This is a genomic window from Asaia sp. HumB (assembly GCF_030263835.1).
Taxonomy (GTDB): Bacteria; Pseudomonadota; Alphaproteobacteria; order Acetobacterales; family Acetobacteraceae; genus Asaia; species Asaia bogorensis.
Genome location: NZ_JARPML010000002.1, coordinates 273,059 through 296,298, shown reverse-complemented (window position 1 = coordinate 296,298; position 23,240 = coordinate 273,059). Strand labels below are relative to the sequence as shown.

The window sequence follows — 23,240 nt, the reverse complement described above, 5'->3', positions numbered from 1 at the left end:
CCAGGAGTTGTCCGAGCAACCCGGGCTCGGGCGCTCTCCCGTTATTATTGCCTATCTTCTAGGCGTTGCCTGTGACGAAATGCAAACCGCCCCTCGCCAGTTCTGACGAGATACGCTAAGAGCATCTGATCTGTTCGATGCCTGCCACGCTGGCTGCGGTCGGGCGACAATTTTGAATGGCCGAGGTCTCGCAAGGGGATTTCGGGACAGGTATCAGGACAAAACCAATGATTTTGTGCGACCAGACGAACGAAGCCTGATGACACGACCGGACCCCCTGATCGACCCGACCGTCTCCCTTGACGATACGCATCCTCGCCCCCGCTCTGCCCTGGACGCTGATGCTGTCCGCGCAGCTTATCGCCGCTGGGCCAAGGTGTATGACTCCGTGTTTGGCGGCGTCTCCGCATTCGGTCGTCGCCGTGCTGTCGCCGCTGTCAATGCGTTGCCGGGCCAACGCGTGCTGGAGGTTGGGGTCGGTACAGGGCTTGCGCTGCCGCATTACAATCGCGACAAGCATATCACCGGTATCGACCTCTCCGAGGCCATGCTCGAGCGCGCCCGTCAGCGTGTAATCAACCAACAGCTCGGCAATGTCGATGATCTGCTGGAGATGGATGCTGAAGCGACCACTTTTGAGGCGGGAAGCTTTGATATTGCTGTGGCGATGTTCGTCGCATCCGTCGTGCCAAGCCCACGTCGTCTTCTGGGCGAGCTCAAGCGCGTGGTGAAGCCGGGCGGCCATATCCTGTTCGTCAATCATTTCCTTGCGACGGGCGGCGTCCGGCTGGCTGTAGAACGCGGTATGGCCCGGGCTTCCCGATCGCTTGGCTGGCACCCGGATTTTGCTATGGAATCCCTGCTGCCGCCTGAAGATTTGAGCCGCGCAACCATCACGCCGGTCCCGCCTGCAGGACTGTTTACGCTCGTGACATTGCCGCTCGAGAAGGATAGTAAGGAAGAGACGGCCCTGGTTGCCTGACACGTTTGTGCCCGACAAATCATACCAGACTGGCCTTGATCTCAGGGTCCCTTTCCAATGCTGATGGCATGAGGACCCCCAGGACGGAATAAGGAACGGGTCTTGTTACAGTTGCCGATTTCGAGACGCCGCGAGGGTCTGACATTGCGGGCCGATGGTGCTGCTTTTCTCGCCCTGGCGCTCTTTTGCGGTCTCGCAGGTGGTTTCCTCGGGTTTGTTTCCCAGAATACCGGCCCAACCCATGCGCTGGGCCATGGATTGCTGCTCGATCTTTTTGTCCTGATCCCGGCTTTTCTGGGCGGTATGGGACGATTGATCCTGCCGGGTGAGCTGACATCCCTCCCGTCCTTGATGGTCCGTTTTGACCGCGTGGCTCTTGTCGCCCTGTTCCTCGGGGCGCTCTGCGCGCTTGGCGGTGTTTCACGACCTGACCTGTTTGCCGTCTCGATGGGGCTTTGGTCGGTTGGTGTTGTGTTGCTGGCGCTGTCGACCATCGTCAAATGTCTCGAGTGTCGCGTTGTGCGCTTTCGTGACCTGTCGCCCTTTACCTGGTCACAACTTCTCGCGTCACTTGGCTTGATCGTCATCGTCCCTGTTGTCCTGGCTGGCCTGTGCCATGACCTCGTGGCGGGCGGGGATGCGCAAATTGTCGCTGGCGTGTGGCTCGGTCGTATCCAGGTTCCCGTACTGGCCCTTGTCATGCAACTCGCCCTCGGAGCGATTGCAAACCTCGTTTCCTTCCATTCAACCCGTGCCAAGATCGTTCTGCCACTGCTTATGGCGGTACCGACGCTTGGTGTATCGGTGGTCTGGGCGCATGGCGTTATCGTGCCGGGGCTTTCCGAGGCGTGGCTTCTGGGGGCAGGCGTTGCCCTCCCTTGTTTCGGGATCATGGGGCTGATCTGCGCTTCTCTGTGGCGTCGCAGCTTCACCATGACCTATGCGCTCTCCTGGAGCTTTCCGGCGCTGCTTCTGCTTTCTGCGGGGTGGGTGCTCTATCTCTTTCCCGCGCGTCCGGAGGCCTTTCATTCCGCCATGCTGTTTGGCGCGGTGTTTGCGTTGTTTGGTTGCTATTATCGCTGGCAGGCCCAGCTGGGCGATATGGCCGCACCACTCTGGCTTGGTCGTCTTCATCTTGTTTCGATGGGGATAGCGGTGCTGGCCATGATCCCGTTTCTGCCCATGCTGCGTCATATCGGCGAGGCCGGCATGATGGTCTCACTCTGCTGTGTTGCCTGCCTGGGCGTCAGACTGATCTTGCCATCGCGTGAGCCTGCGAAAGTCGACCTTTCATGAGTGCCTCACAATCATTGCCGCATGTCGAGCCGGGGTTCGATCGCCTTCAAGGGGCGACGCTCAAGGACTGGCTTGCGCTGCTGAAGCCGCGTGTCATCTCGCTGGTCGTGTTCACAGGTGTGGCGGGCATGGCCGTGGCACCGACATGGCCTTCGGTTCCGCTCGGTCTGATCGATATGCTTTGCATATGCGTCGGGGCAGGGGCGGCCGGTGCCATCAATATGTGGTACGACCGCGATATTGACGCGATCATGAAGCGGACTTCGGTGAGGCCCATTCCGGACTCTCGTATGGATGCCGATGGCGCCCTTATCTATGGCGTTGTGCTGTCGCTGGCGTCAGTGGCTCTGCTGTGGCTGGCGAGCAATGCCCTTGCTGCGGGTATTCTGGCGTTTTCGATTTTCTTCTACGCCGTCATCTACACCATGTGGCTCAAGCGGAGCACACCGCAGAATATCGTGATTGGCGGAGCAGCCGGAGCCTTTCCGCCCATGATCGGTTGGGCCGCAGCAACAGGCTCCATGAGCGTATTGCCGGTGGTGATGTTTGCCATCGTGTTCCTGTGGACGCCGCCCCATTTCTGGTCGCTCTCGCTCTACGCCTGCAAGGATTACACGAAGGCTGGCATCCCGATGCTGCCCGTGGTGAAGGGGGCTCGTCATACGCGCTGGAATGTCTTCATCTACACGCTGATCCTGCTGGCTGTGTCTTTGGTGCCGTCCTTTTGGCATCTTTGCGGATTGATCTACACGGTAAGTGCCACGGTTCTCGGGCTGGGCTTTGTAGGATTTGCCTTGCGTGTTCTGCTCGACAAACAAGACGAGACCGGGGTGAGCCTGACGGCTGACAAGCCTGCCCGCTATGCCTTCCGGTATTCGCTGGCGTATCTGTTCTTCCTGTTTTCAGCCCTGCTGATCGATCGGGTGTTGTTTCCATGATGAAAAACGAACTCGCCGTGCGCCGTCAGGGGCGGATCATGGGCCTGCTGGGTGGTCTGTCACTGGTCATGATCTCTCTTTTCGCCCTGACCTATCTGCGTCTCTGATACCCGCGGGCGCTCTCGCAACTGCGGCCCGATCCCGCGCCAGAGGGGTACGAGAGATCCGCTACTTAGGCTGCACGCCTGTGGTGCTGCCTTAAGGTAACGATGAGGATAGGGCCGCAGCAACGCCACTGATTCCCGTGGGTCTTCCGGCTGCCGGATATGTTTGTGGTGCCGGGGCCAGCATCGTTCTGGTTGGCCGCTACTATCCCTCTGATCGGGACGATGCTCGACTCTTCAAAAGGGTCTGAGACAACGCTGGCGGTGCTGCGAGGCAGAAGCCGCCGCGAGTCATTGCATAGGCAGACAAAGAGGCTGAGGGGCGGTATAGCCGTGATGGTGAGGGCAGCGTTACGTCGTGATAACGATCAGCCAATACGACCAACGACGATTTGGCATCTGAAAAGAACGGCTGCGCTTTGGGAGGATGTGTCCGAGTGCCGTTGGGTCCGAATACCAGACACAGACAAGTGGGGCTGGCATATCCGGTACGGATTATCGTCGATGCCCCGACAATCCGCTTAATGCGCCCCCTTCGCGTCAAAGGGGCTAGCCCGCACCTCGTCGATTTCGGGACGATGCAGTCGATCGTTCAAAGCGTGCCCCACCCGAAGGAGAGATCATCGGTGACTTCCCCATACACAAAAGCCGAAGCCCTCAGGGGCTCCGGCTTTCTGTTCTGGAGGCGGTGGGAGGCGGTAGAAGCTACCCGTCCTCCCGGGTCAGCAATCACCCGACCTGGCCCGGCATAAACGCAGCCTTGCCCGCCGTTTCAGCCAACCTGCTGGATGGCTGAAAGTACCCAGTTGCCGCGTCCATCGGCACGCACGAAGGTCCAGAGTTCTGTCACCACTTGACGCTCGGTTTTGCTGCCATCAATGACGTTGCCGAGCTGATCGGTCGTGACGTCATACAGCGAATACTGCATGGCAACGGTGGCATAGGTCAGGTTGCCCTCACGCCATGCTTCCGAGAGATCGCCGCGCATGAATTGCACGTCCGATACGATATTGCGTGCACCACGGCTCGCATAATCGGCCAGCTGCTCGTTGAAATACGACACCATCTCCGGTGTGGCCATGCTGGAGAGCGCCCGCATGTTCTGAGCACTCCAGGCAGCCTGGATGTCGAGCAGGAGGCGCTGGAAGTTCTGGTAATCGCTGTTGTTCAGCGTCACGGCCGGCGCCCCGGCGCCACCCGAAAAGCCGGGGCTCTGGGGGGCACTGGCGCCACCTTGACGACGATTGCCGAGCCAGCGCAGCACCATCACGATAATGAAACCGAACAGCGCAATCTGGAACAGCAGGCCGAGGAAGGAGAGCCCCCCGCCGATACCACCAAGAAAACCGTGGCCAGACAGCATGCCAAACAGGCCGGCACCCAGCAGGCCACCCACAAAGCCGGTCATGAAGGGGCGGCGCTGTGCAAAGCCGTAAGGCTGGCCCATCGGGCGCTGCACCGGGTTGCTATAACCTGGTGACGGGGATGAGGGGGCATAGCTTCGCTCCATGGGCCGGGCCTGATAAGGCGCCGTCTGGGTCATGGGCGGGGGAGAATAGGTGCGGCTTCCCCGGCTTCCCATGGAGCGACCGCCACCGGGGCGCGCATCGGCCGGGGCGGCCAGAAGCGGGGCAAGGGCAAGAAGCAGAAGAGAGGCGCGGAACAGGCGGCGTGACATGAGAACTCCTTACTGGCTTCCGGCAACGCTCATGGCGTCGATCCTCAGTGTCGGGGCATCGACACCGTGGCGGAAGACGAGATCGTCGGCGGCACGCAGGACCGCGAACATCTCGATGAGATTACCTGCAATGGTCAACTCGGCGACAGGTTCCGCAAGCTGACCGTGACGAATCATGAAACCCGACGCGCCACGGCTGTAATCGCCTGTCAGGCCGTTGATGGAAGACCCCATCATCTCGGTCACATAGATGCCCTCGACAATGTCCTCCATCAGCGCAGCGCGTGATCCCGTTCCGCCCGTCAGATAGAAATTACCGACTGCCGGAGAGGGGGGACCACCTACGCCACGCGAGGCGCGACCGTGATTGACCAGACCAAGCTGGCGGGACGAGCGACCATCCAGAATCCAGTCCGTGAGCACACCGTTTTCAACGAAGGCGAGGGGGCTGGGCAGCAGGCCCTCGGCATCGAAAGGCTTGGAACGCAAGCCGCGCGGACGCGTAGGGTCATCGATGACGCTGAGGGCTTCCGGCAGGATACGCTTGCCCTTGTGGCCGGACAGGAACGACGTGCCGCGTGCGATGGCAGAGCCATTGATCGCACCCGCCAGATGGCCGAGCAGGCTGGATGAGACACGTGGGTCGAACACCACCGGGAATGATCCGGTGCGCGGCTTGACCGGGTTCATGCGCGCGAGAGCCCGTTCAGCCGCCTCGCGTCCGAGCAGCGCAGGGCTATCCAGATCGGTCAGATGGCGCGTGCTATGTCCGGCATAGTCACGCTGCATGCTCGGCCCGTCACCGGCGAGCACGCTGATGCCGTTGCTATGGCTGGTCTGGGCATAAGCGCCGCTGAAACCGCTGCTTTCAGCCAAGGTGATCTCGACGCGGCTATAGCCCGCAGAGGCGCCATTGCTATTGGTGATCCCCTTGATACCGAGGGCGGTTTCCTCGGCCTCGCGCGCCCGGGCCAGTAAAGCATCGAGGCTCGGGGCTTCGGTCGGATCGACCATATCGAGCGCCGCGATATCGTACACGCCCTGCCGGTCGGGATCGACCGTACCGGCCCAGGCATCCTCCGGCACCACATGCGCCATGGCAACGGCCTGTTGGGCAAGCGCCTCAAAGCGGGACGGGTCGAGTGCCGTGGCCGAAACACTGGCCGCGCGCTTGCCCACGAACACCCGCAAGCCAAGCGCAAGGGTTTCGGAGTGCTCCAGCCCTTCCGGTACGCCCTGACGGCACATGGCCGAAACCGAACGCGAGGCCACCATGAGCGCATCGGCCCGATCGGCTCCGGCGCGCTTTGCGGCTTCGATCAGGTCTGAAAGACGCTCCTGGTCCTTGCTCATGCAACAAGCCTTTGGCTGATGGCCTCAAATGACGGAATGGCCCCCACCGGGCCAATGGTTGCGAGCGTGGGGCGGGCACGAAACAGTGTCTCGGCGGCGCAGATCATGGCCCCTTCATCCACAGCATCGATTTTTGCCACGGTCTCGCTCGTGTCGATAATCCGCCCGAAAAGCTGCATCTGGCGGGCAATCTGCTCACAGCGGCTGCCCGTGCTTTCCAGCGACATCAGAAGCGAGGATTTGACCTGTGCACGAGCACGCGCAATTTCCTCCGGACTGATGCCATCGTTGATACGGCGCAACTCGTCCAGCAGGACCGGCACAAGCTCCGCTGCCTCCTGCTCGCCCGTTCCGGCATAGATGCCGAAAAGCCCGCTATCGAGGAAGGGCAGGGCGAAGGAATAGACCGAATAGACAAGGCCGCGCTTTTCGCGGATTTCCTGGAACAGACGCGAAGACATGCCACCGCCAAGGACGGTCGAGAGCAGCATGGTCGCATGATAGGCCGGGTCATTATAGCTGACCGAGGGAAAGCCCAGCACGATATGCGCCTGATCGAGCTCGCGCTTCTCGCGATGCTCGCCACCGAGATAGGTGCATCCCTCACGTGAGGGTGGCTGATGGTCGGGCAGATCGCGAAAATGCTCCTGCACCATTTCCAGCACGGCATCATGCTGCAAATTGCCAGCCGCGGCGATGACCATGTTACGCGTGGTATAATGCGTCTGCATGTAGCGCATCATGGTCTCGCGCTTCATCGAGGCAATGAGCCCCTCGGTGCCCAGGGTCGGACGCCCCATAGGCTGATCGCGGAAAGCCGTTTCCTGAAAATGGTCGAAAATGATGTCGTCAGGTGTATCGTTCGCCTGACCGATTTCCTGCAGGATCACACCGCGCTCGCGCTCGACTTCCTGATCGAGAAACGTGCTGTGGGTAAGGATATCACCAATGATGTCGATACCGAGCGGGAGGTCTTCCTTCAGAAGCTTGACGTAATAGGCCGTCTGCTCGCGGGCCGTGTAGGCGTTGATATGCCCCCCCACATTCTCGATCTCTTCGGCAATACGTGCGGCGCTACGGCGCTGCGTGCCCTTGAAGGCCATATGCTCCAGAAAATGCGAAACACCGTTTTCCTCTGCGCTTTCGTTGCGCGTGCCGGTGGCAACATAGGCCCCGAAGGAAACGGTTTCGACGCGCTCCATCCTCTCGGTTACGACAGTGAGGCCATTGGGAAGGGTGGTGACGGTAATCGGATCGGTCATCGAGTGGTGATGGTCCTGAAATCGAAGGAAAACGGGGTCTGTGAAAGGAGATGGCGTCGCGGAGGGCAAAATCCTAGCCCCCCGCGCTGGATGATCGTGCCAGGGCGTGTCTGATGCCTGCCCGGATGTCAGGCCGCGTGAACGTGACCGGCCAGATGACGCCTTACGGCATCCTCAACGAGGTTGAGCTCATTGGGCTGCGTTTCGTAACGCTCTTCACGGGCGAACAGATCCGCCAGATGCGGCGGTAGCGCCGGGTCGATACCCGTGGCCTTGCGCACAGCATCGGGGAACTTGGCTGGATGGGCCGTGGCGGCCACGATCATCGGAATTCCCGGCTCCTGCTCCTGACGGCCAGCAGCCAGTCCGATCGCGCTGTGCGGGTCGGCCAGATAAAGCGAGTTGTCCCAGAGCGCCTTCATTTCGCCCAGCGTTGCCTCATCATCGAGCATGAGAGCGCCAAAACGCTCACGCGCACGGTTCCATACGGCAGGATCGACGCTCATGCGGCCTGTCTGGCGGAAATTCTGCATGGTTTCCCGGCAGGCAACCGGATCGCGATCGAGCAGTTCGAACAGCAGGCGCTCGAAATTGGATGAAATCTGGATATCCATCGACGGCGACAGGCTTGGCTCAACGGCGCGCATGCTCATGTCGTTGCTGGTCAGGAAGCGGGTGAGAATGTCGTTGCGGTTCGAGCCAATGCACAGACGGCGGATTGGCAGCCCCATCTGGCTGGCCGCCCAGGCTGCGAGCACATTGCCGAAATTGCCCGTCGGGACGGCAAATGAGACCTCGCGATCAGGCGCACCCATCATGAGGGCAGCGCGCACGTAATACGGGATCTGTGCGGCAATACGTGCCCAGTTGATCGAGTTGACCGCGGAAAGGCCGATCTCATCGCGAAAGCCGGTATCGGCAAACATGGCCTTCACCAGATCCTGACAATCATCGAATGTCCCCTCGACGGCGATGTTCAGGATGTTGTCATCGTGAACAGTCGTCATCTGACGGCGCTGCACATCCGAGGTGCGGCCCATCGGATGCAGGATCGCAACCGAGAGATGTGGGCTGCCACGGAAAGCCTCGATGGCCGCAGAGCCGGTATCGCCCGACGTGGCGCCCACGATCGTCACGCGCTGGTTGCGCTCGGTCAGGACATGCTCGAAAAGCTGGCCAAGCAGCTGCATGGCCATGTCCTTGAAGGCGAGGGTGGGGCCGTGAAACAGCTCCATCGAGAATAGCCCGTTCTCCACCTCTACCAGCGGGGCGATGGCGGCATGCGAAAAACCGGCATAGGCCTTCGCGCAAAGCCCCTGCAACGTCGGCAAATCTATGCTGCCCTCGGCAAAGACCGAAAGGATCTTCGCGGCCAGATCAGGATAGGAGAGGCTGCGCATGGCGCGCCACTCATCTGCCGTGAAGCGGGGCCAGGTTTCCGGCATGTACAGCCCACCATCCTCTGCCAGACCGGCGAGCAGGATATCTGAAAAGGAGCGCGGGCGCGCATCGCCGCGGGTGGAACGGTACTGCATGATGGCCTTCATGATTGCGTGGCTGGAAAACCGGGGGCGAGAAAAAGACGAAAAAGATCAGAAGAAAAAGAAATGGCCCGTATTTCAGGGCAGGGCAATGCGCAACAGCTTGGATCCGACCGGAATGTAAAGCTCCCCCGCGCCCGTGGTGCTGTGCCCGGCGTCGCCCGGCACCCATTGCGGCATACCGGCCCCGACCAGTTCATGCGATGACAGAAGGATATGCGGATGCCGTGCGGTGTCGAAACTCAGAACGCGCCCCTCGCTGATATCGGTCAGATAAAGCGTGGCCTTGTCATCGATCGTGATCCCGCTGACGGTGGGCGTGCCACGCCATTGCGTCACCCCTTCCATGAGTTCGGACGGGGTCACGGAAGGATCGTTCAGCAGATCGGCGGAGAGGCGGTAGATCGGCCCGGTAGGGGCCAGCTCGTAAAGCCATTGACCATTGGATTCGAGTGCCAGATAGGCGAGGTCGCGCGTAAGTGGATGCCCGTCCTTGCCCGGTACCGAGTGGCCATCGATGGTCAGGGGCACATGCCCGCGTGCCGTGGGGTAGCCAGCGAAAAACCGCGTGGCCGCATGACGTCTGAGGTCAAGCACGGTCAGGGCAATGCCGCCTTCATCAGCCAGATAGGCCATGTCGCCATGAACGGCGAATGCCGTAAAGCGGGATTGGGGCGTGTATCCTTCGGCGGGGATCTCCTGCGTCTGGAAGACCCGCCCTGATGTCGGGTCAAAACGGATCAGGCGCGGCGCGGTCTTGTCTGCGCCCCCGTCGAGCAACCACAGCGTACCGTCAGTGCCGTAAGCCAGGGCAACGGGCGAGAGAGACGTGTTGACGTGAGGCTCTGTGCCGCCATCCGGCCAGATAAGTGTCAGAGGTGAGGCGACGGGCTTCGAAGTCTGATCTGCGCTCAGACTCATCAGGCAGTCATTTGCGGACCCGACGCCTTGTTCCGTAGCGTCGCATAGAAGGACGATCTGGTTGTTCTCGAGGGGGAGGGCCTGTTTCCAGCGGCGTGACTCGGGCAGATCGATTGTCGCAACCACGCGCGCGCCTTCGGTATCGGAAACCCAGGGGCGCTCGTGAGACGCTCTCGCCGGTGCCGCATGGGCAAAGAGGGCAAGGCTGGCAACGGCCGAAATCGCTCGAAAACGGAATCTGAGCGGGTGGAACGGTGGCAGGAAGCGGCTGGGCAGAGAGCGTGAGAAGGCGACCATATCTCCTTTTAAGGCCAATCGGCCCCCTTGCAAAACCATCTGTTGCAAGAGCGGCATTTTGCCGCCATCGGATTGGGTGACACCCCATCACGCATGGAAGGAACGGTTCGTGCTTGCCCTGTTTGTCAGATCAGCCCTGTCGGGTGTGTTGATTGCCTGCGCTTCGATTGTGGCGCGCCGCTTTCCCGGTTTCGGTGCACTGATTGCCTCACTACCGCTGGTATCCGTGCTGGGCATGATCTGGCTGTGGCGTGACCGGCCCGACGCGGCCAACATGGCCGATCATGCAGAGGCGACGTTCTGGTACGTTCTGCCCTCCTTGCCCATGTTCCTTCTCATCCCGGCGCTGCTTCGACACGGGGGCGGGTTCTGGCCCGCACTCGGTGCCGGCTGCCTGCTGACGATCGTACTCTACCTTGCGGTGACTTGGATCGGGCCGCGCCTTGGGCTTGTCCTGTAATTGCGCGTTGAACCGGGTGCTCCGCGCGGTTGTAACAGGCACTCAGACGTTTCATGATCAGCATCATGTCAGATACGCGCTCAAGGGCTCACGCCTCACGGATTGATACGGGTCTTGCCCTTCTCGCAGGTGGGGAAACCGTGCAGGCGGAGGCCATCTTCCGGGAAATACTCGCAGCCGATGTCGAGTGTGCGGGGGCGTGGCATGGGCTGGCCTGCGTGGCGCGTGCCCTGGGGCAGCCCCGCGTGGCCATTGCCTCAGTCGCACAGGCCCTTCAGTTGGAAAAGAATGACCGCGAGAAATCGCGCTTTCACATCACGCTTGCTGCGGCGCTGGATGAGGCCGGACACCTGCGAGAAGCGGTCTCGGCCTGTCGCGTGGCCCTTCTGCTTGAGCCGCGCGATTTCAGGGGCAAGGCGTTTCTCGCCGAGCTGCTGCATCGCAGCGGACAGGGGGACGAGGCTGAACGTGAATTCCGTGAGGCACTCACGCTTTATGCCGACCCGGCCTCGTTGCTCGCTCGCCGCGGCGCCTTCCTGATGGCGCAGCGCGACTTCGTGACGGCATCCGAGACGTTCAAGGCACTGATCGCCCGGTTGTCCGTCGGTGCTGGCTACGACAGCAATGCAGGCCATGCCAGAGACGCTGACAAGACTCTGCGGCAGGCACAGGCGGCAGCCTATGCCAATCTTGGCGCAGCGTGTTTCGAGGCAGGTGCCATGAGCGAGGCGCTGACCGCCCTGCAAACAGCGTTATCGCTCGATGTGCCAAGCGCGCAGACGCTCAATAATCTGGGCCTCGTCTATCATGCGCTCGGTGCTTTCGCTCAGGCTGAAAGCCTTTTTACTCAGGCGCTCTCCCATGCCCCTGATGATGCAGGCATCAAGGGGAACCATGCGACGCTTCTTGCCGAGACCGGCAGGGAGCGTGAGGCCGAACAGGCTTTCTGCGCCGTGCCGCAGCCGCCCCCAACTGGCACTGCTCCCAACAATGCTGCGGGGACTCTGGCCTTTCATCGTGCACGGTTCAATCTCGGCGTGCTCCAGTTGGCCCGGGGTGATTACGCGCAGGGCTGGACAAATTTCGAGCACAGGCTCGCTCTCACACCGCTACCGTCAGACCTGCCGCGCTGGTCGGGTGAGGAAACCGCTCAACGCGTTTGCATTCAGGCCGAGCAGGGATTGGGGGACGCGTTGCAGTTCCTGCGTTTCGTACCTTGCGCGGCTGAGCGGGCACCGCTCCTCCTGTCGATACCGGCACCGCTTCAGGGGCTACTTCGCGCCATGCCATCCCTGACGCCGCTTCTTCGTTCAGGTCGTGTCATTCTTGAAGGCGAGGCAACGCTCTTTTGCCCGATGCTGAGCCTTCCTTACGTACTGGGTGTGGAGCACATCGACGCAACGCCGAGCCTTGATCTCGGGGTTGCGCCCGAGCCAGGCCGCGTGGGTATTTTTCATGCGGGGAGCCCGACCTATCGTTTCAATGCGCGTCGTTCATTGCCTGTTTCGATGCTCGCGCCGCTGGTCGCTGTGCCTGGTTATGAGTTCGTCAGCTTTCAGGCCGAAGGGGAGCGTGCGGCGGCCCCGGCATTTGGCATGGCGCAGGGCGTTGGTCCCATATTGCTCGACACGGCAAGGGAAATGGCCCGATGCGAGCTGATTATCGGCGTGGATAGCCTGCTGGCCCACGTGGCGGGATCGGCGGGCATGGAGCTCTGGCTTCTCGACCGCGTCGGGGGAGACTGGCGCTGGCAGGGGCCTGACTGGTACGCGAGGACACGGGTGTTCCGCCCTGTCGATCACGCGCCGCCTGCTGAGGCGTGGCCTGTCGTGGTGACACGTGTCGCTCAGGCCCTGCGTGACAGGGGAAGCAAGAAATTGGCGCCCTGAACTTGTGCGCGCTTGATCGTTAACCCTGGGGCGCGCTATCGCTCAGGCCGCGACGGGCTTGAGCGGTCGGGTGGTATCATCCTGATTCATGGTTGCCAGCAGGGCAGTACGGATTTCCGCCATACGGGTTTCGGAGGTGACCTTGGTCCCTACCAGATCGCGCACATAGAAAACGTCGACCGCCCGCATGCCGTAGGTCGTGATATGCGCTGAGGAAATCTGCAGTGACTGCTCACTGATGGTACGGGTGATATCGTAAAGCAGTCCGGGGCGGTCACGCCCGTTGATTTCGATGATCGTGTGACGCTCCGACGCGCGGTTGTCGATCACGACACGGGCCGGAACATGGATGGCCCTCATACGGCGTGTCGCGCGTTGATCGGCAAGGCGGTCGAGTTCAGTACCGATGGCGAGGCGGCTCGATAGAGCCTGCTCGATCAGACTGTTCAGGCGCGCCAGTTGCAGTGGCGTGTCAAAGGCGCGTCCGTTGCTGTCCTGCACCCAGAACGTATCGAGCGCCATGCCATCGCTGAGCGTATGAATACGGGCATCGACGATCGAGGCGCCGGCAACGGCGAGTCCCCCGGCGATTTGTGAAAACAGCCCTGAATGGTCGGCACTGAAGATGGTGATTTCGGTCACGTCACGCTGAGGAATCGGGGTCGCCTCGATTGTCAGCGGAGCCGAATGGATTTCGGAATCAAGAACCAGTCGTGCGTGGCGGATATGGGTATCGGCGTCAAAGCCCAGCCAGTAACCGGCATAGCCCAGTGTCAGGAAGTGCTCGGCCTGATCGGCGGCGACACCCTGCTGAAGCAGGCCGTCACGCACCAGTTCCTTCGCGTGGCTTACACGTTCGTCGCGCTCTGTCGCTGCCAGACCTCCTTCGAGAACCTCGGCAACGCGGCTGTAGAGCTCGCGCAGCAAAGTCGCTTTCCAGGCATTCCAGACATTCGGGCTTACGGCACGCATATCGGCAATGGTGAGCAACAGCAGCAGGCGGAGGCGCTCTGGAGACTGGATGATGTCCGCGAGGTCGAGAATGGTGCGCGGGTCGTCAATATCGCGACGGAAAGCGGTCTGGCTCAGAAGCAGGTGATGCAGGATGAGCCATGAGACCGTCTCGGTCTCTTCGGCATCCAGTCCAAGCTGCGGACAGACATGCTGTGCCACCTCTGCGCCGAGAACCGAGTGATCGCCACCGCGCCCTTTGGCAACGTCATGCAAAAGCGTGGCGACATACATGGCGCGACGCGACTGCATGTCGCGAGCCAGATCGTAAACGAGCGGAATTTCATCCGCCATCGCCCCGGCCTCGATCCAGCCAAGCATACGCACGGCCTCGATGTTATGCTCATCGACCGTGTAGATATGATAGGTATCGAACTGCATCTGCCCGACGATACGCGACCAGTCAGGCAGCAACGCGCCAAGAAATCCAGTATCGTTGAGAATGGTGAGCCAGTCTGCGCCGCTGGGGCGGGCATGTTCCCGGTTCATCTCTGTCGGGCGCATGAGAAGCGACAGAAACACCCGCATGGTCATCGGGTCGTCACGCAGCGAGGCGATCCGGCGCTCATTGCGTATGAGTTGCTGGATGGCGGTCGGATGCAGTTCCAGATTGTCCTGGAATGCCGCATCGAGCATCCGGACCATCAGGCGCGGATCGTTCTCGAAGCACTGCGCATCCGCGGGCGCAATCTGGTCATTGATCAGTCGGAAATGGCTGGCATCTGCAGGCGTCAGGGTCGTTCCCCGATAGGGGGCCTCTCGAACAGGGCCTTGCAGGCGTTCCATGATGCTGGGTTCGAGGATGCGGGTCAGGCGCATGACCTCACGCGTGGTGAGGAAGTAGTGGCGCATGAAGCGCTCGACGCCCTGTTGCCGTCCATGACCGGCATAGCCCATACGGCCGCCAATGACAGGCTGGACGTCAAAGGCCAGACGCTCGTCAGCCCTTCCGGCGATGTAATGAAGATGCAGCCTGATGGTCCAGAGGAAATTCCAGGCGCGTCGTGCGCGGTTGGCTTCCTGCTCGGTCAGGAGCCCCAGTGTCGTGAAAACGGGTTCGTGCGGGCGGTGAGGATGGGCGGGGTTGATGTCGCTGCTGTCCTGAAAGACCCGCGTCATCCAGTTCAGGGTCTGGAGGTCACGCAGGCCGCCGCGTCCCTCCTTGATGTTCGGCTCAACCATATAGGGGTTGTCGCCAAAACGTTTGTGACGTTTCTCGCGCTCGTCGATCTTGTCATGGATGAAACACAGGGCGTTTGCTTCGCTTCGGCTGAAACGCGCACCGAGTTCGACGAACAGGCGCTCTGCCCCGGTGATCCGTCGCGCATCCAGAAGGGTGGTGCGTATGGTCAGATCTTCAGCAGCCGCTTGCTGGCAGCCTTCAATGGACCGCGTGGCATGACCCACACGAACGCCCAGATCCCACAGGAAATACAGCATGTATTCGATCTGCGCTGTCGTTTCAGGCGCGGGCATCTCGTCAGTGAGAAAAAGCAGGTCGATGTCACTATAGGGGGCAAGAAGGCCACTGCCATAGCCACCCGTAGCGCAGAGACTGAGCCCGTCTGCCGGGGCCTTGGCCGCCGCGCGGGACAGGTCGAAAAGGCTCGCGATGGCCCCATCCATCAGCTGCGCCAGGGTTGAGGCGGCAGCAATGCCCTTGAGCTGGCGCCCCTCGAAAAGCCTGCGGATCTCGCCGTGATGACGACCGATATGACGGCGGAAGAGGCTGACGGCATCCTCGCGTGAAACAGAGCCATCCGGCTGACGCACACGGTCGAGGGCCGTGGTCAGGGCTGACTGCATGTCGGTTTCAAGGAGGGAGATGGGTTCGCGCATTAAGATCCGTCGGTCAGGGGCGTTAAGGAATACCTGAATTTGCTATCTTCAGGTCAAATCGTTCTTTGTTTCAAGCGCAAGTTTGCGTAGCGCGTAGAGGGCCTCCAGAGCGTCGCGCGGCGAGAGGGTGTCGGGGTCGATCGTTTCCAGCGCTTCACGCAGGTGATCTTTCGCCACAGGGGGAGGCGGGGCGGCCGCAAATAGTGGGAGTTGCGGCCCACTGCGCCCCTGATCGCTCTCAAGGGCTGCCAGCAGGCGCGTGGCACGCTGTACGACCGGTAGCGGAACGCCTGCCAGCTGGGCCACGTGTACCCCCCAGCTCTTGCGTGCCGAGCCCTTGCGCACCTCATGCTGGAAAATCACCTCGCCCTGCCATTCGCGCACCGCCATGGTGAACGGTGTCAGTCGGGGCATCGAATCGGACAGGCTGCACAGCTCATGAAAATGCGTAGCGAAGATAGTGCGTGAGCCGAGCTGCGAGTGAAGCGCCTCAAGCGTGGCCCAGGCGATGGCAAGTCCGTCGAGCGTGGAGGTGCCACGGCCGATCTCGTCCACCACCACAAGTGAGCGCGGCCCGGCCTGACGCAGGATGGCGGCTGTCTCGGTCATCTCAACCATGAAGGTCGAGCGTCCGCGCGCGAGATCATCAGCAGCGCCCACGCGGGAGAACAGGCGATCGACGATGCCGATACGGGCTTTCTCCGCCGGAACGGGCAGACCGGCCTGGGCGAGGATAACGGCGAGGGCCGTCTGGCGCAGGAAGGTCGATTTGCCGGCCATGTTGGGCCCGGTCAGCAACATCACGCGCTGGTCGGGCGGCAGGTGGCAGTCATTGGGAATGAAGCGCGTGGAACGGTCCAGGGCAGCTTCAACCACGGGGTGACGGCAGGCCTTGAGCGCAAAGCTCTGATCCTGTGCCATCTCGGGACTGCACCAGGTGCCACCTTGGGCCAGACGCGCACTGCCAGTCAGCACATCGGCCAGCGCAAAAAGCTCCGCCAGTTCGGGCAGGGCAGGATGGGAGACAGTCTCGGCAACCAGCGCGGCGAACAGACGACGCTCCAGCGCCCCGGCGCGGTCGGCAGCTTCCAGAATAGCCCGGTCGAGGTCGAGCAGTTCCTCTGTGGTGAACCGCACCAGATTGGCCGTGCCCTGCCTGAAGGAAAGCTCGGGGCAATCCCGAAGCCTTGCCCCATGCAGCGCCGAGGTCTCGATGATGTAACCCAGTTGCGCGTGATGTTTTATCTTGAGCGTGGCAACGCCGAATTTCTCGGCATAGCTCTGCTGAAGCGCTGCAAGGGTACGTTTGCTGTCGTCACGCAGGCCACGGTAACGATCGAGATCGGCATCATAGCCGGTGGCGATAACCCCGCCATCCTCGATACGGGCGGGCAGGGAGTCTGACAGGGCTTTTTCAAGCGTCTCCAGCAGGGCATCGGCGCGGCCGTACAGCCCGGCGAAAAGCGCCCGGATGAGCGAAGGCGTTGCATCATCGCAAACCGGTTCGAGCAACGCCACGAGTGCGTCAGCCGCTTGCAGCAAATCACGTGTGGCAGCCAGATCACGCGGCAGGCCGCGCCCCGCCGAGAGGCGGCCCAGGGCGCGGGCAAGGTCGGGACTGCGCCGCAGGATGGGCGTTGTCGCCTCCATCAGCCCCGGCTGGGCACCAATCCAACGCCAACCTTCCTGGCGGCTCTGGATGAGCGTCAGATCGGTAGAGGGGGCTGCAATCCACTGGGCGAGCAGGCGTTGCCCGGCTGCGCTGACACAGCGATCCACCGCTGAAAAAAGCGTATGCGTGGTCGTGCCGTCCCTGGCCTGTACGAGATCGAGGCTGGCGCGTGTTGCAGGATCGAGACCCAGCGTCGCGGAATCATCCCGTCTCAGGGGGCGGGCGATACGGGGCATCGCACCGGCCTGGCTGCGACGCACATAATCAAGCACCAGGGCGCCTGCGCGGATCTCCTCGTCGGTGAAGTCGCCCAGAATGTTAATTTGAGGGACTTCAAAAATCTGCGCCATGCGCGTCCGTGCTGAATCGATGCCGGGCGGAACCAAGTTGGGGGCGACGCGCAGCGCGAAGGGTTCCGGGATAAGCGCCGGGTCGGCAAGGATTTCCGATGGGTCGAGGCGGGCGAGCAACTCCTCGATCTGGGTACGCGGCAGCGTCGTGGTTTCGAACGATCCGGTGGAGATATCGATCCACGCCGCGCCGCACGCATCGCTGGCGCGTGGTTTGCGCGCGGGGGCGGAAAGGGCGAAGAGAAGGTTGGGGCGACCGGCTTCGAGCAATTCGTCTTCGGTCAGCGTCCCTGCCGTGACAAGACGCACGATAGCCCGCGACAGGGGGCCTTTCTGGGGAGGATCACCCGCCTTGCGCGCGGCTTCGGTCTGCTCCGCCACAGCCACACGAAAGCCGCGACGAATCAGGCGGGCGAGATAGGCTGGGGCGGCTGCAACCGGGACGCCGCACATGGGGATCGGCTCTTCGTTATGCTTGCCCCGTGTGGTCAGGCTGATATCGAGCGCCATCGACGCCGTTTCGGCGTCGGCGAAAAAAAGCTCGTAGAAATCGCCCATACGGAAAAACAGCAGCGCATCGGGTTCCTGCGCCTTGAGTGAAAACCACTGCGCCATGGCAGGCGTCGCCCCCTCGGCAGAGGGGATTGCACCCGTAATCGCGGGGGTCGTCATGCTGGATATCGGATCTGTATGTCGCGCCACATGACACAAATCCTAACGTTACAGCGCGGTCCTGTGAACTCTCTGTCGAGGCACAAGGCGCGATCGCCTTGGAGCCATGATTATTTTGCAACGCTTGTCTGTGCGGTCAGGAAGCCAGCGACATATAGCCGTGCAAATCACTCAGGTGCGGAGAGATGTAATGTGCGGGGCGCCGTCACGCCCCGACCTGATTTCGAACGCCTAGTATGATCTCAACGGGCGCGGCCGCGTCGCAGGACACGGCGAAGCAGGCGGTCAGGCTGCGCAACCCCGAAGGCCCAAAGGGCGGCGAGGTAAACCACACCAGCCAGCCCCATGAGGATGCCAAGCATCATCGCCCGCATGAGGCCATGCCACATGACCAGACCCGGCGCGATGAGGCGTGCCAACGTGACCGTGACAAGGGCCATGAGAAACGAGGCGGCGATGACACGCAGCAGGCGGCCAACCAGAGCTGCATCCGGACGGAATACAGATCGCCTGTGCAAGATGACGGCAAGGAAGCCGAGATTGACTAGAGCCGCGATCGTACTCGCCAGCGGTGGTCCGACATGGGTGAGCGGGCGATAGAGGGCGAGATTGAGCGCAAGATTGAGCGCAAGGGTGAGAAACCCGATACGCACTGGCGTGCGGGTATCACCATGCGCGAAAAAGCCGGGCGAGAGCACCTTGATCAGAATGAAAGCGGGCAGGCCAAGCGCATAAGCCCGTAGCGATTGCGCTGATGAAAGCGCGTCCTCGGTTGTGAATTTTCCATAGCCGAAAAGCGTCGCCATGATTTCCGGCGCAAGGGCTAGCAGGCCGAAACAGGCCGGAAAGGTCAGGATGGACGCATAATCAATGGCCTGATTGAGCGTTTTCTGTCCGCCTGCCGTGTCGTGCTCAGCGGCATGACGGGTCAGAACGGGCAGAAGCGTCGTTCCTGCGGCGGCCCCCAGAACACCCAGTGGCAGCTGGTTGACGCGATCGGCAAAGTAGAGCCACGAGATCGATCCTGCAGGGAGCAGGGTGGAAATCAGCGTATCGACGGTCAGATTGAGCTGTGTGGCGCCAGAGCCAACCAGCCCCGGCCAGAGCCGACGCAGCATGTCACGCATCTCGCCCGTCAGGCGAGGGCGCGGCAGGGTCAATCGCACACCGGCTCGTCTGACCGACCAGAGCAGAAGGCCAAGCTGGACGAATCCTGAAACCGTGATTCCGATGGCGGTCCAGGTGGCGGTGTCATGAAACACCAGCGCGCCAAGCAGGATGGTGGCGATGCCCACGATATTGAAGGAAACATAGGCCCCGGCTGCCATGGAGAAACGATGCAGCCCGTTGAGCACGCCCGCCACCAGAGCGGCTGTGCAGATCAGGATCAGATAGGGGAAGGTGATGCGTGTGAGAGTGACCGCCATTTCGAAGCGGCCCCCGGCATGATTGAAACCCGGCGCGATGATCTCGATGATCCAGGGCATGAACACTTCACCCAGGATCGTGAGGCCGAGCAGCCATGCGCTGAGGCAGCTCAGGGCCTGCGAGGCAAAGCGCGAGGCATCTTCCTGCCCATGTGCTGTCAGACGTTCGGTGAAGAGCGGTACGAAGGCTGCGTTGAAAGCCCCCTCGCCAAAAAGCCGCCTGAACATGTTCGGCAGCCTGAAGGCAATCTGATAGGCGTCCTGCACCGGGCCAGCACCCAGAAACGCTGCAAGAAGCTGGTCACGCACCAGACCAAGGATACGGGACAGCATGGTCCAACCACCGACGGTGATCAGGTTTCGGAGCATTCCGGGCTTCCAGTCAGAGAACAAGCTAAAATTGAACGCGCCTCTTTAGACGCAACCGCGCTGGAGCGCCATCGGGTCGGGGAGGATTGGCTACGGGGTCATCAGCATGACGGCGCCCACCCATCGCGGCAGAGAATGGCTTTCCTGTGGCGGTGGATGGGCGCGGCGAAAGATGGATGCCGTCACGTCATGACCACACGAAGGCATGGCCAGCCTAGCTTGCAAAGCCAGACATATCCTGAGTTTGTTCCCCCTATGCCGACAGGCCGCTCTCTTTCGCACGTTATCTGACGGTTCGATCGTGCAGCAAAGGCATGGCTGCCCCTGCGAGCTTTTCCTTGTGGGCAGCTATCTCCCGGGGCTAGAGAACGCCCTTCGGGCAGCGCGTTGGCGGGATTTTTTCCTGCGAGCCTCAAAAAGTGGCCCGGCATCAAGAGAAGATGGATCCGGACAGCCGGATGTCGAACAAGGCGAGCGAGAGATGAGCCCTATAGTGCTTTCACTGACCAGTTTTGTCCTCGCGGCTGGGGTATTCACCCTCGTCCCCGGGCTCGATACGGCATTCGTTCTGCGCAGCACGACCATTTCAGGAACTCGCACAGGATTCTGTGCCGCGCTTGGCATTACGCTCGGGCTTTTTGTCTGGGGGGCGAGCGCCGCTTTCGGGCTGACGGCGTTGCTCGCAGCCTCAAAACTCGGTTTCACTATCGTGAAATGGGCGGGCGCCATCTATCTGTTCAGTGTCGGGATACGCCTGCTGCTCCAGCCCCGTGGCAAGGCCGCACCCGGTGACGCATTGCGTGGTGTCACTCTGTCTGGTTGGCAGAGCTTTCGTCAGGGGCTGACGACAAATCTGCTTAATCCAAAAGTCGGCATCTTTTTCATCACCTTCCTGCCGCAATTCATCCCGCATGGGGTCAATTTCGTCGCATTTTCGCTGCTTCTGGCGGGAATTCAGGTGCTGCTGACGCTGAGCTGGTTCACTTTGCTCATTCTCATGACCGTCAGGCTAGGTGCATTTTTGTCTCGTCCCGCCACTGTTAGAATCCTCGACCGCGCCACGGGCGGTATCTTCATGGCCTTCGGCCTGCGTCTTGCCCTCGAGCGCCAAGGCTGAGCCATTTCCTCATCGCGTTTGGGGTAGCCTCTGACACCGTGGCGTAAGAGAGATACCGACCCGCGAACGGGCCGGGCGGGATCTTCAACGATCCATCACCGCACGCATGACGCTGGCCTTGAAGCGATCTGAGTCGGGGGCGGTGAGCGGCGTGTACCAGTTGAGCAGCTCACCCTCACGCGAGACGATGTATTTGTAGAAATTCCAGCGCGGGCGCGACAGGATCCCGCCTTGGCTCGCCAGCCAACGAAAGAGCGGCGTGGCCTCCTTGCCCTTGACGGTCGATTTGGTCGCCATAGGGAAGCTGACGCCATAATTGCGCGAGCAGGTGGTCTGGATTTCGGAAGCTGTTCCCGGTTCCTGCTGGCCAAAATCGTTGCTTGGCACACCCAGCACCACAAGGCCGGATTTGCCGTAATGGCTCCAGAGATATTGCAGCCCTTCATATTGCGGGGTGAAGCCACATTTCGAGGCCGTATTGGCAATCACGACCGCCTTGCCTTTGAAATCGGCCATCGAGATCGGCTCGCCGCACAGGGCGGGTATCTGCAAATCATAAAAACTGGTCGTCATGTCAGTCCGTCATGCCTCGTTATGAGCCTGCCCACCACTGTGGCTTTCCGCTGGACAGCGTGCAAGCATCCCGACACAGTAAAACCTTTCGCGAGTAGAACGGTTCCCGCAGGTCATGTCTCGACGCTGGCCTTCTATCGTGTTGTAACTCCTCGCATCTCTCCCCCGCTTGGGCGCAGTTTCATGCCCTGAGGGGGCAGGGAATGAATGATCTGAAGGGCCGTTGATGTTCCTGCGCGGTTTGGTTGGTATGGCAGTGCTCATCGCGCTGGGCGTGCTGCTTTCGAGTAACCGGAGAGCCATAAATTTCCGTCAGGTGGGTATTGCTCTGGCGCTGCAATGCGGCATCGGTGCCCTGGCGCTTTTCGTACCTTGGGGGCGCAGGCTTTTCGGGGCGCTGGCCGATGGCGTCGGGGCAGTGCTGGCCTATGGGCAGGTTGGCACGCATTTTCTGTTCGGCGGTCTTGCAGGGCCCAAAATGGACGCTCTGTTCGGGCAGGACAGTTTCGTGTTCGCCTTTCAGGTGCTGCCAGCCATTGTCTATGTCTCGGCGCTGATTGCCCTTTTCTATCATTGGGGCGTCATGCAGGCGCTGGCCCGTATCATCGGGCAGGGCCTTTGCCGTGTACTCGGCACAACGGCCATCGAATCCTTTTCTGCCGTCATGACCGTGTTTCTGGGGCAGAGCGAAATGCCGGTGGTGCTGCGGCCCTATGTGAACAAGCTTCGTCGCGCCGAACTGTTCACGATCATGAGTTCTGGCACCGCCTCGGTCTCCGGTTCCGTTCTGGCAGGTTATGCGGGGCTTGGTGTGCCCATGCATTACCTGCTGGCGGCGTCTTTCATGGCAATACCGGGTGGACTGCTTTTCGCCAAAATTCTCTGGCCCACCCCGGAGGATGCCGCGCTGGCAAAAGAACCCATGCCACGCGCCGTGCTCGAGACATCCGGTGTTTTCGATGCGCTGGCCGAGGGCGCGATGAGCGGTGCCCGCGTGGCCTTTGCCGTGGGTGCCGTTCTTGTTGCGTTTGTCGGCATCACCGCACTGGTCGATGGCGTTCTTCACGGATTGGGCGGGTGGCTCCATCTGCCCGGGATGAGCCTCTCCGCGCTTCTGGGCGGGCTGATGGCGCCGCTCGCTTGGCTGATCGGTATCCCCTGGGCTGACTCCCTGACCGTTGGCGGGCTCCTTGGGCAGAAAATCGCCTTCAACGAATTCGTCGCCTATGTCGGTCTATCGCCGCTTATCCATGCGCATGCACTCTCTGCTCATAGCCTCGCGATCGTCTCGGTCGCGCTGTGCGGCTTTTCCAATTTCTCGAGCGTAGGGATCCTTATCGGTGGCTTTGGCAGCGTGGCTTCCGAACGACGCGCTGAAATCGCGACGATCGCTTCACGTTGTGTGATTGCCGGGACGCTCTCCAATCTCATGAGTGCCACGATCACGGGGCTTTTTATTGCCGCCTGAGCCAGTGTCCCCCGAAAGTCT

The 23,240-nt window shown here is 61.3% G+C and carries 16 protein-coding genes; 7 read left to right on the top strand and 9 right to left on the bottom strand.

Annotated elements, in window-relative coordinates; genetic code table 11:
- The first annotated feature begins 259 nt into the window (after positions 1-259).
- From P5689_RS02665 to P5689_RS02655, 3 genes are all read left to right on the top strand, one after another.
- Positions 260-982 (top strand): methyltransferase domain-containing protein, encoded by a 723-nt coding sequence (locus P5689_RS02665; protein ID WP_285531999.1) that lies wholly within the window; start codon positions 260-262, stop codon positions 980-982.
- A gap of 102 nt (positions 983-1,084) precedes the next feature.
- The gene (locus P5689_RS02660) at positions 1,085-2,278 is read left to right on the top strand and encodes a hypothetical protein (RefSeq protein ID WP_285531998.1); all 1,194 of its coding nucleotides are present in this window, start codon (positions 1,085-1,087) and stop codon (positions 2,276-2,278) included.
- Positions 2,275-3,216, top strand: coding sequence for a heme o synthase (locus P5689_RS02655; protein ID WP_285531997.1), 942 nt, complete (start codon positions 2,275-2,277; stop codon positions 3,214-3,216). Before P5689_RS02660 ends, P5689_RS02655 begins: the two co-directional genes overlap by 4 nt.
- Before the next feature lie 876 nt (positions 3,217-4,092).
- Here P5689_RS02655 and P5689_RS02650 read toward each other — a convergent pair.
- The 5 genes from P5689_RS02650 to P5689_RS02630 all read right to left on the bottom strand — a co-directional run bounded on the left by P5689_RS02650 (position 4,093) and on the right by P5689_RS02630 (position 10,372).
- Positions 4,093-4,998 (bottom strand): Tim44 domain-containing protein, encoded by a 906-nt coding sequence (locus P5689_RS02650; protein ID WP_285531996.1) that lies wholly within the window; start codon positions 4,996-4,998, stop codon positions 4,093-4,095.
- A 9-nt stretch (positions 4,999-5,007) separates the two neighbouring features.
- On the bottom strand, positions 5,008-6,351 hold the full coding sequence (locus tag P5689_RS02645; protein ID WP_285531995.1) for a TldD/PmbA family protein: 1,344 nt from the start codon (positions 6,349-6,351) through the stop codon (positions 5,008-5,010).
- On the bottom strand, positions 6,348-7,613 hold the full coding sequence (locus tag P5689_RS02640; RefSeq protein ID WP_285531994.1) for a pitrilysin family protein: 1,266 nt from the start codon (positions 7,611-7,613) through the stop codon (positions 6,348-6,350). Before P5689_RS02640 ends, P5689_RS02645 begins: the two co-directional genes overlap by 4 nt.
- 128 nt (positions 7,614-7,741) lie before the next feature.
- Positions 7,742-9,148, bottom strand: coding sequence for a threonine synthase (thrC, locus tag P5689_RS02635; RefSeq protein ID WP_285531993.1), 1,407 nt, complete (start codon positions 9,146-9,148; stop codon positions 7,742-7,744).
- A gap of 84 nt (positions 9,149-9,232) precedes the next feature.
- Positions 9,233-10,372, bottom strand: a complete 1,140-nt coding sequence (locus tag P5689_RS02630) for an L-dopachrome tautomerase-related protein (RefSeq protein WP_285531992.1) — start codon at positions 10,370-10,372, stop codon at positions 9,233-9,235.
- Positions 10,373-10,481: 109 nt separating this feature from the next.
- Between P5689_RS02630 and P5689_RS02625 the strand changes: the two genes are divergently transcribed.
- On the top strand, positions 10,482-10,832 hold the full coding sequence (locus P5689_RS02625; protein WP_285531991.1) for a DUF3147 family protein: 351 nt from the start codon (positions 10,482-10,484) through the stop codon (positions 10,830-10,832).
- A 65-nt stretch (positions 10,833-10,897) separates the two neighbouring features.
- Positions 10,898-12,721, top strand: coding sequence for a tetratricopeptide repeat protein (locus tag P5689_RS02620; protein ID WP_285531990.1), 1,824 nt, complete (start codon positions 10,898-10,900; stop codon positions 12,719-12,721).
- Positions 12,722-12,763: 42 nt separating this feature from the next.
- On the opposite strand, the gene P5689_RS02615 is transcribed toward P5689_RS02620, so the two are convergent.
- The 3 genes from P5689_RS02615 to murJ form a co-directional block, all read right to left on the bottom strand.
- On the bottom strand, positions 12,764-15,571 hold the full coding sequence (locus tag P5689_RS02615; protein ID WP_408868528.1) for a [protein-PII] uridylyltransferase: 2,808 nt from the start codon (positions 15,569-15,571) through the stop codon (positions 12,764-12,766).
- A gap of 48 nt (positions 15,572-15,619) precedes the next feature.
- On the bottom strand, positions 15,620-18,265 hold the full coding sequence (mutS, locus tag P5689_RS02610; RefSeq protein ID WP_285531989.1) for a DNA mismatch repair protein MutS: 2,646 nt from the start codon (positions 18,263-18,265) through the stop codon (positions 15,620-15,622).
- Between the two features lie 242 nt (positions 18,266-18,507).
- On the bottom strand, positions 18,508-20,061 hold the full coding sequence (gene murJ / locus P5689_RS02605) for a murein biosynthesis integral membrane protein MurJ (RefSeq protein ID WP_285531988.1): 1,554 nt from the start codon (positions 20,059-20,061) through the stop codon (positions 18,508-18,510).
- 481 nt (positions 20,062-20,542) lie between these two features.
- On the opposite strand from murJ, the gene P5689_RS02600 reads away from it, so the two are divergent.
- Positions 20,543-21,178, top strand: a complete 636-nt coding sequence (locus P5689_RS02600) for a LysE family translocator (RefSeq protein WP_285531987.1) — start codon at positions 20,543-20,545, stop codon at positions 21,176-21,178.
- 84 nt (positions 21,179-21,262) lie between these two features.
- Here P5689_RS02600 and P5689_RS02595 read toward each other — a convergent pair whose 3' ends face one another.
- On the bottom strand, positions 21,263-21,751 hold the full coding sequence (locus tag P5689_RS02595) for a glutathione peroxidase (RefSeq protein WP_062164857.1): 489 nt from the start codon (positions 21,749-21,751) through the stop codon (positions 21,263-21,265).
- A 226-nt stretch (positions 21,752-21,977) separates the two neighbouring features.
- Here P5689_RS02595 and P5689_RS02590 point away from each other — a divergent pair, with 226 nt between their 5' ends.
- Positions 21,978-23,219 carry a nucleoside transporter C-terminal domain-containing protein gene (locus P5689_RS02590; RefSeq protein WP_285531986.1) on the top strand — a complete coding sequence of 414 codons (1,242 nt, stop codon included), beginning with the start codon at positions 21,978-21,980 and terminating at the stop codon, positions 23,217-23,219.
- Positions 23,220-23,240 lie beyond the last annotated feature (21 nt).

What these genes read in the sequence shown, in the direction of transcription:
- P5689_RS02665 (WP_285531999.1), top strand. Translation starts at nt 260, where the DNA reads ATGACACGACCGGACCCCCTGATCGACCCGACCGTCTCCCTTGACGAT.
- P5689_RS02655 (WP_285531997.1), top strand. Translation starts at nt 2,275, where the DNA reads ATGAGTGCCTCACAATCATTGCCGCATGTCGAGCCGGGGTTCGATCGC.
- P5689_RS02650 (WP_285531996.1), bottom strand. Translation starts at nt 4,998, where the DNA reads ATGTCACGCCGCCTGTTCCGCGCCTCTCTTCTGCTTCTTGCCCTTGCC.
- P5689_RS02645 (WP_285531995.1), bottom strand. Translation starts at nt 6,351, where the DNA reads ATGAGCAAGGACCAGGAGCGTCTTTCAGACCTGATCGAAGCCGCAAAG.
- P5689_RS02640 (WP_285531994.1), bottom strand. Translation starts at nt 7,613, where the DNA reads ATGACCGATCCGATTACCGTCACCACCCTTCCCAATGGCCTCACTGTC.
- thrC (WP_285531993.1), bottom strand. Translation starts at nt 9,148, where the DNA reads ATGCAGTACCGTTCCACCCGCGGCGATGCGCGCCCGCGCTCCTTTTCA.
- P5689_RS02630 (WP_285531992.1), bottom strand. Translation starts at nt 10,372, where the DNA reads ATGGTCGCCTTCTCACGCTCTCTGCCCAGCCGCTTCCTGCCACCGTTC.
- P5689_RS02620 (WP_285531990.1), top strand. Translation starts at nt 10,898, where the DNA reads ATGTCAGATACGCGCTCAAGGGCTCACGCCTCACGGATTGATACGGGT.
- P5689_RS02615 (WP_408868528.1), bottom strand. Translation starts at nt 15,571, where the DNA reads ATGCGCGAACCCATCTCCCTCCTTGAAACCGACATGCAGTCAGCCCTG.
- mutS (WP_285531989.1), bottom strand. Translation starts at nt 18,265, where the DNA reads ATGACGACCCCCGCGATTACGGGTGCAATCCCCTCTGCCGAGGGGGCG.
- murJ (WP_285531988.1), bottom strand. Translation starts at nt 20,061, where the DNA reads ATGCTCCGAAACCTGATCACCGTCGGTGGTTGGACCATGCTGTCCCGT.
- P5689_RS02600 (WP_285531987.1), top strand. Translation starts at nt 20,543, where the DNA reads ATGAGCCCTATAGTGCTTTCACTGACCAGTTTTGTCCTCGCGGCTGGG.
- P5689_RS02595 (WP_062164857.1), bottom strand. Translation starts at nt 21,751, where the DNA reads ATGACGACCAGTTTTTATGATTTGCAGATACCCGCCCTGTGCGGCGAG.
- P5689_RS02590 (WP_285531986.1), top strand. Translation starts at nt 21,978, where the DNA reads ATGTTCCTGCGCGGTTTGGTTGGTATGGCAGTGCTCATCGCGCTGGGC.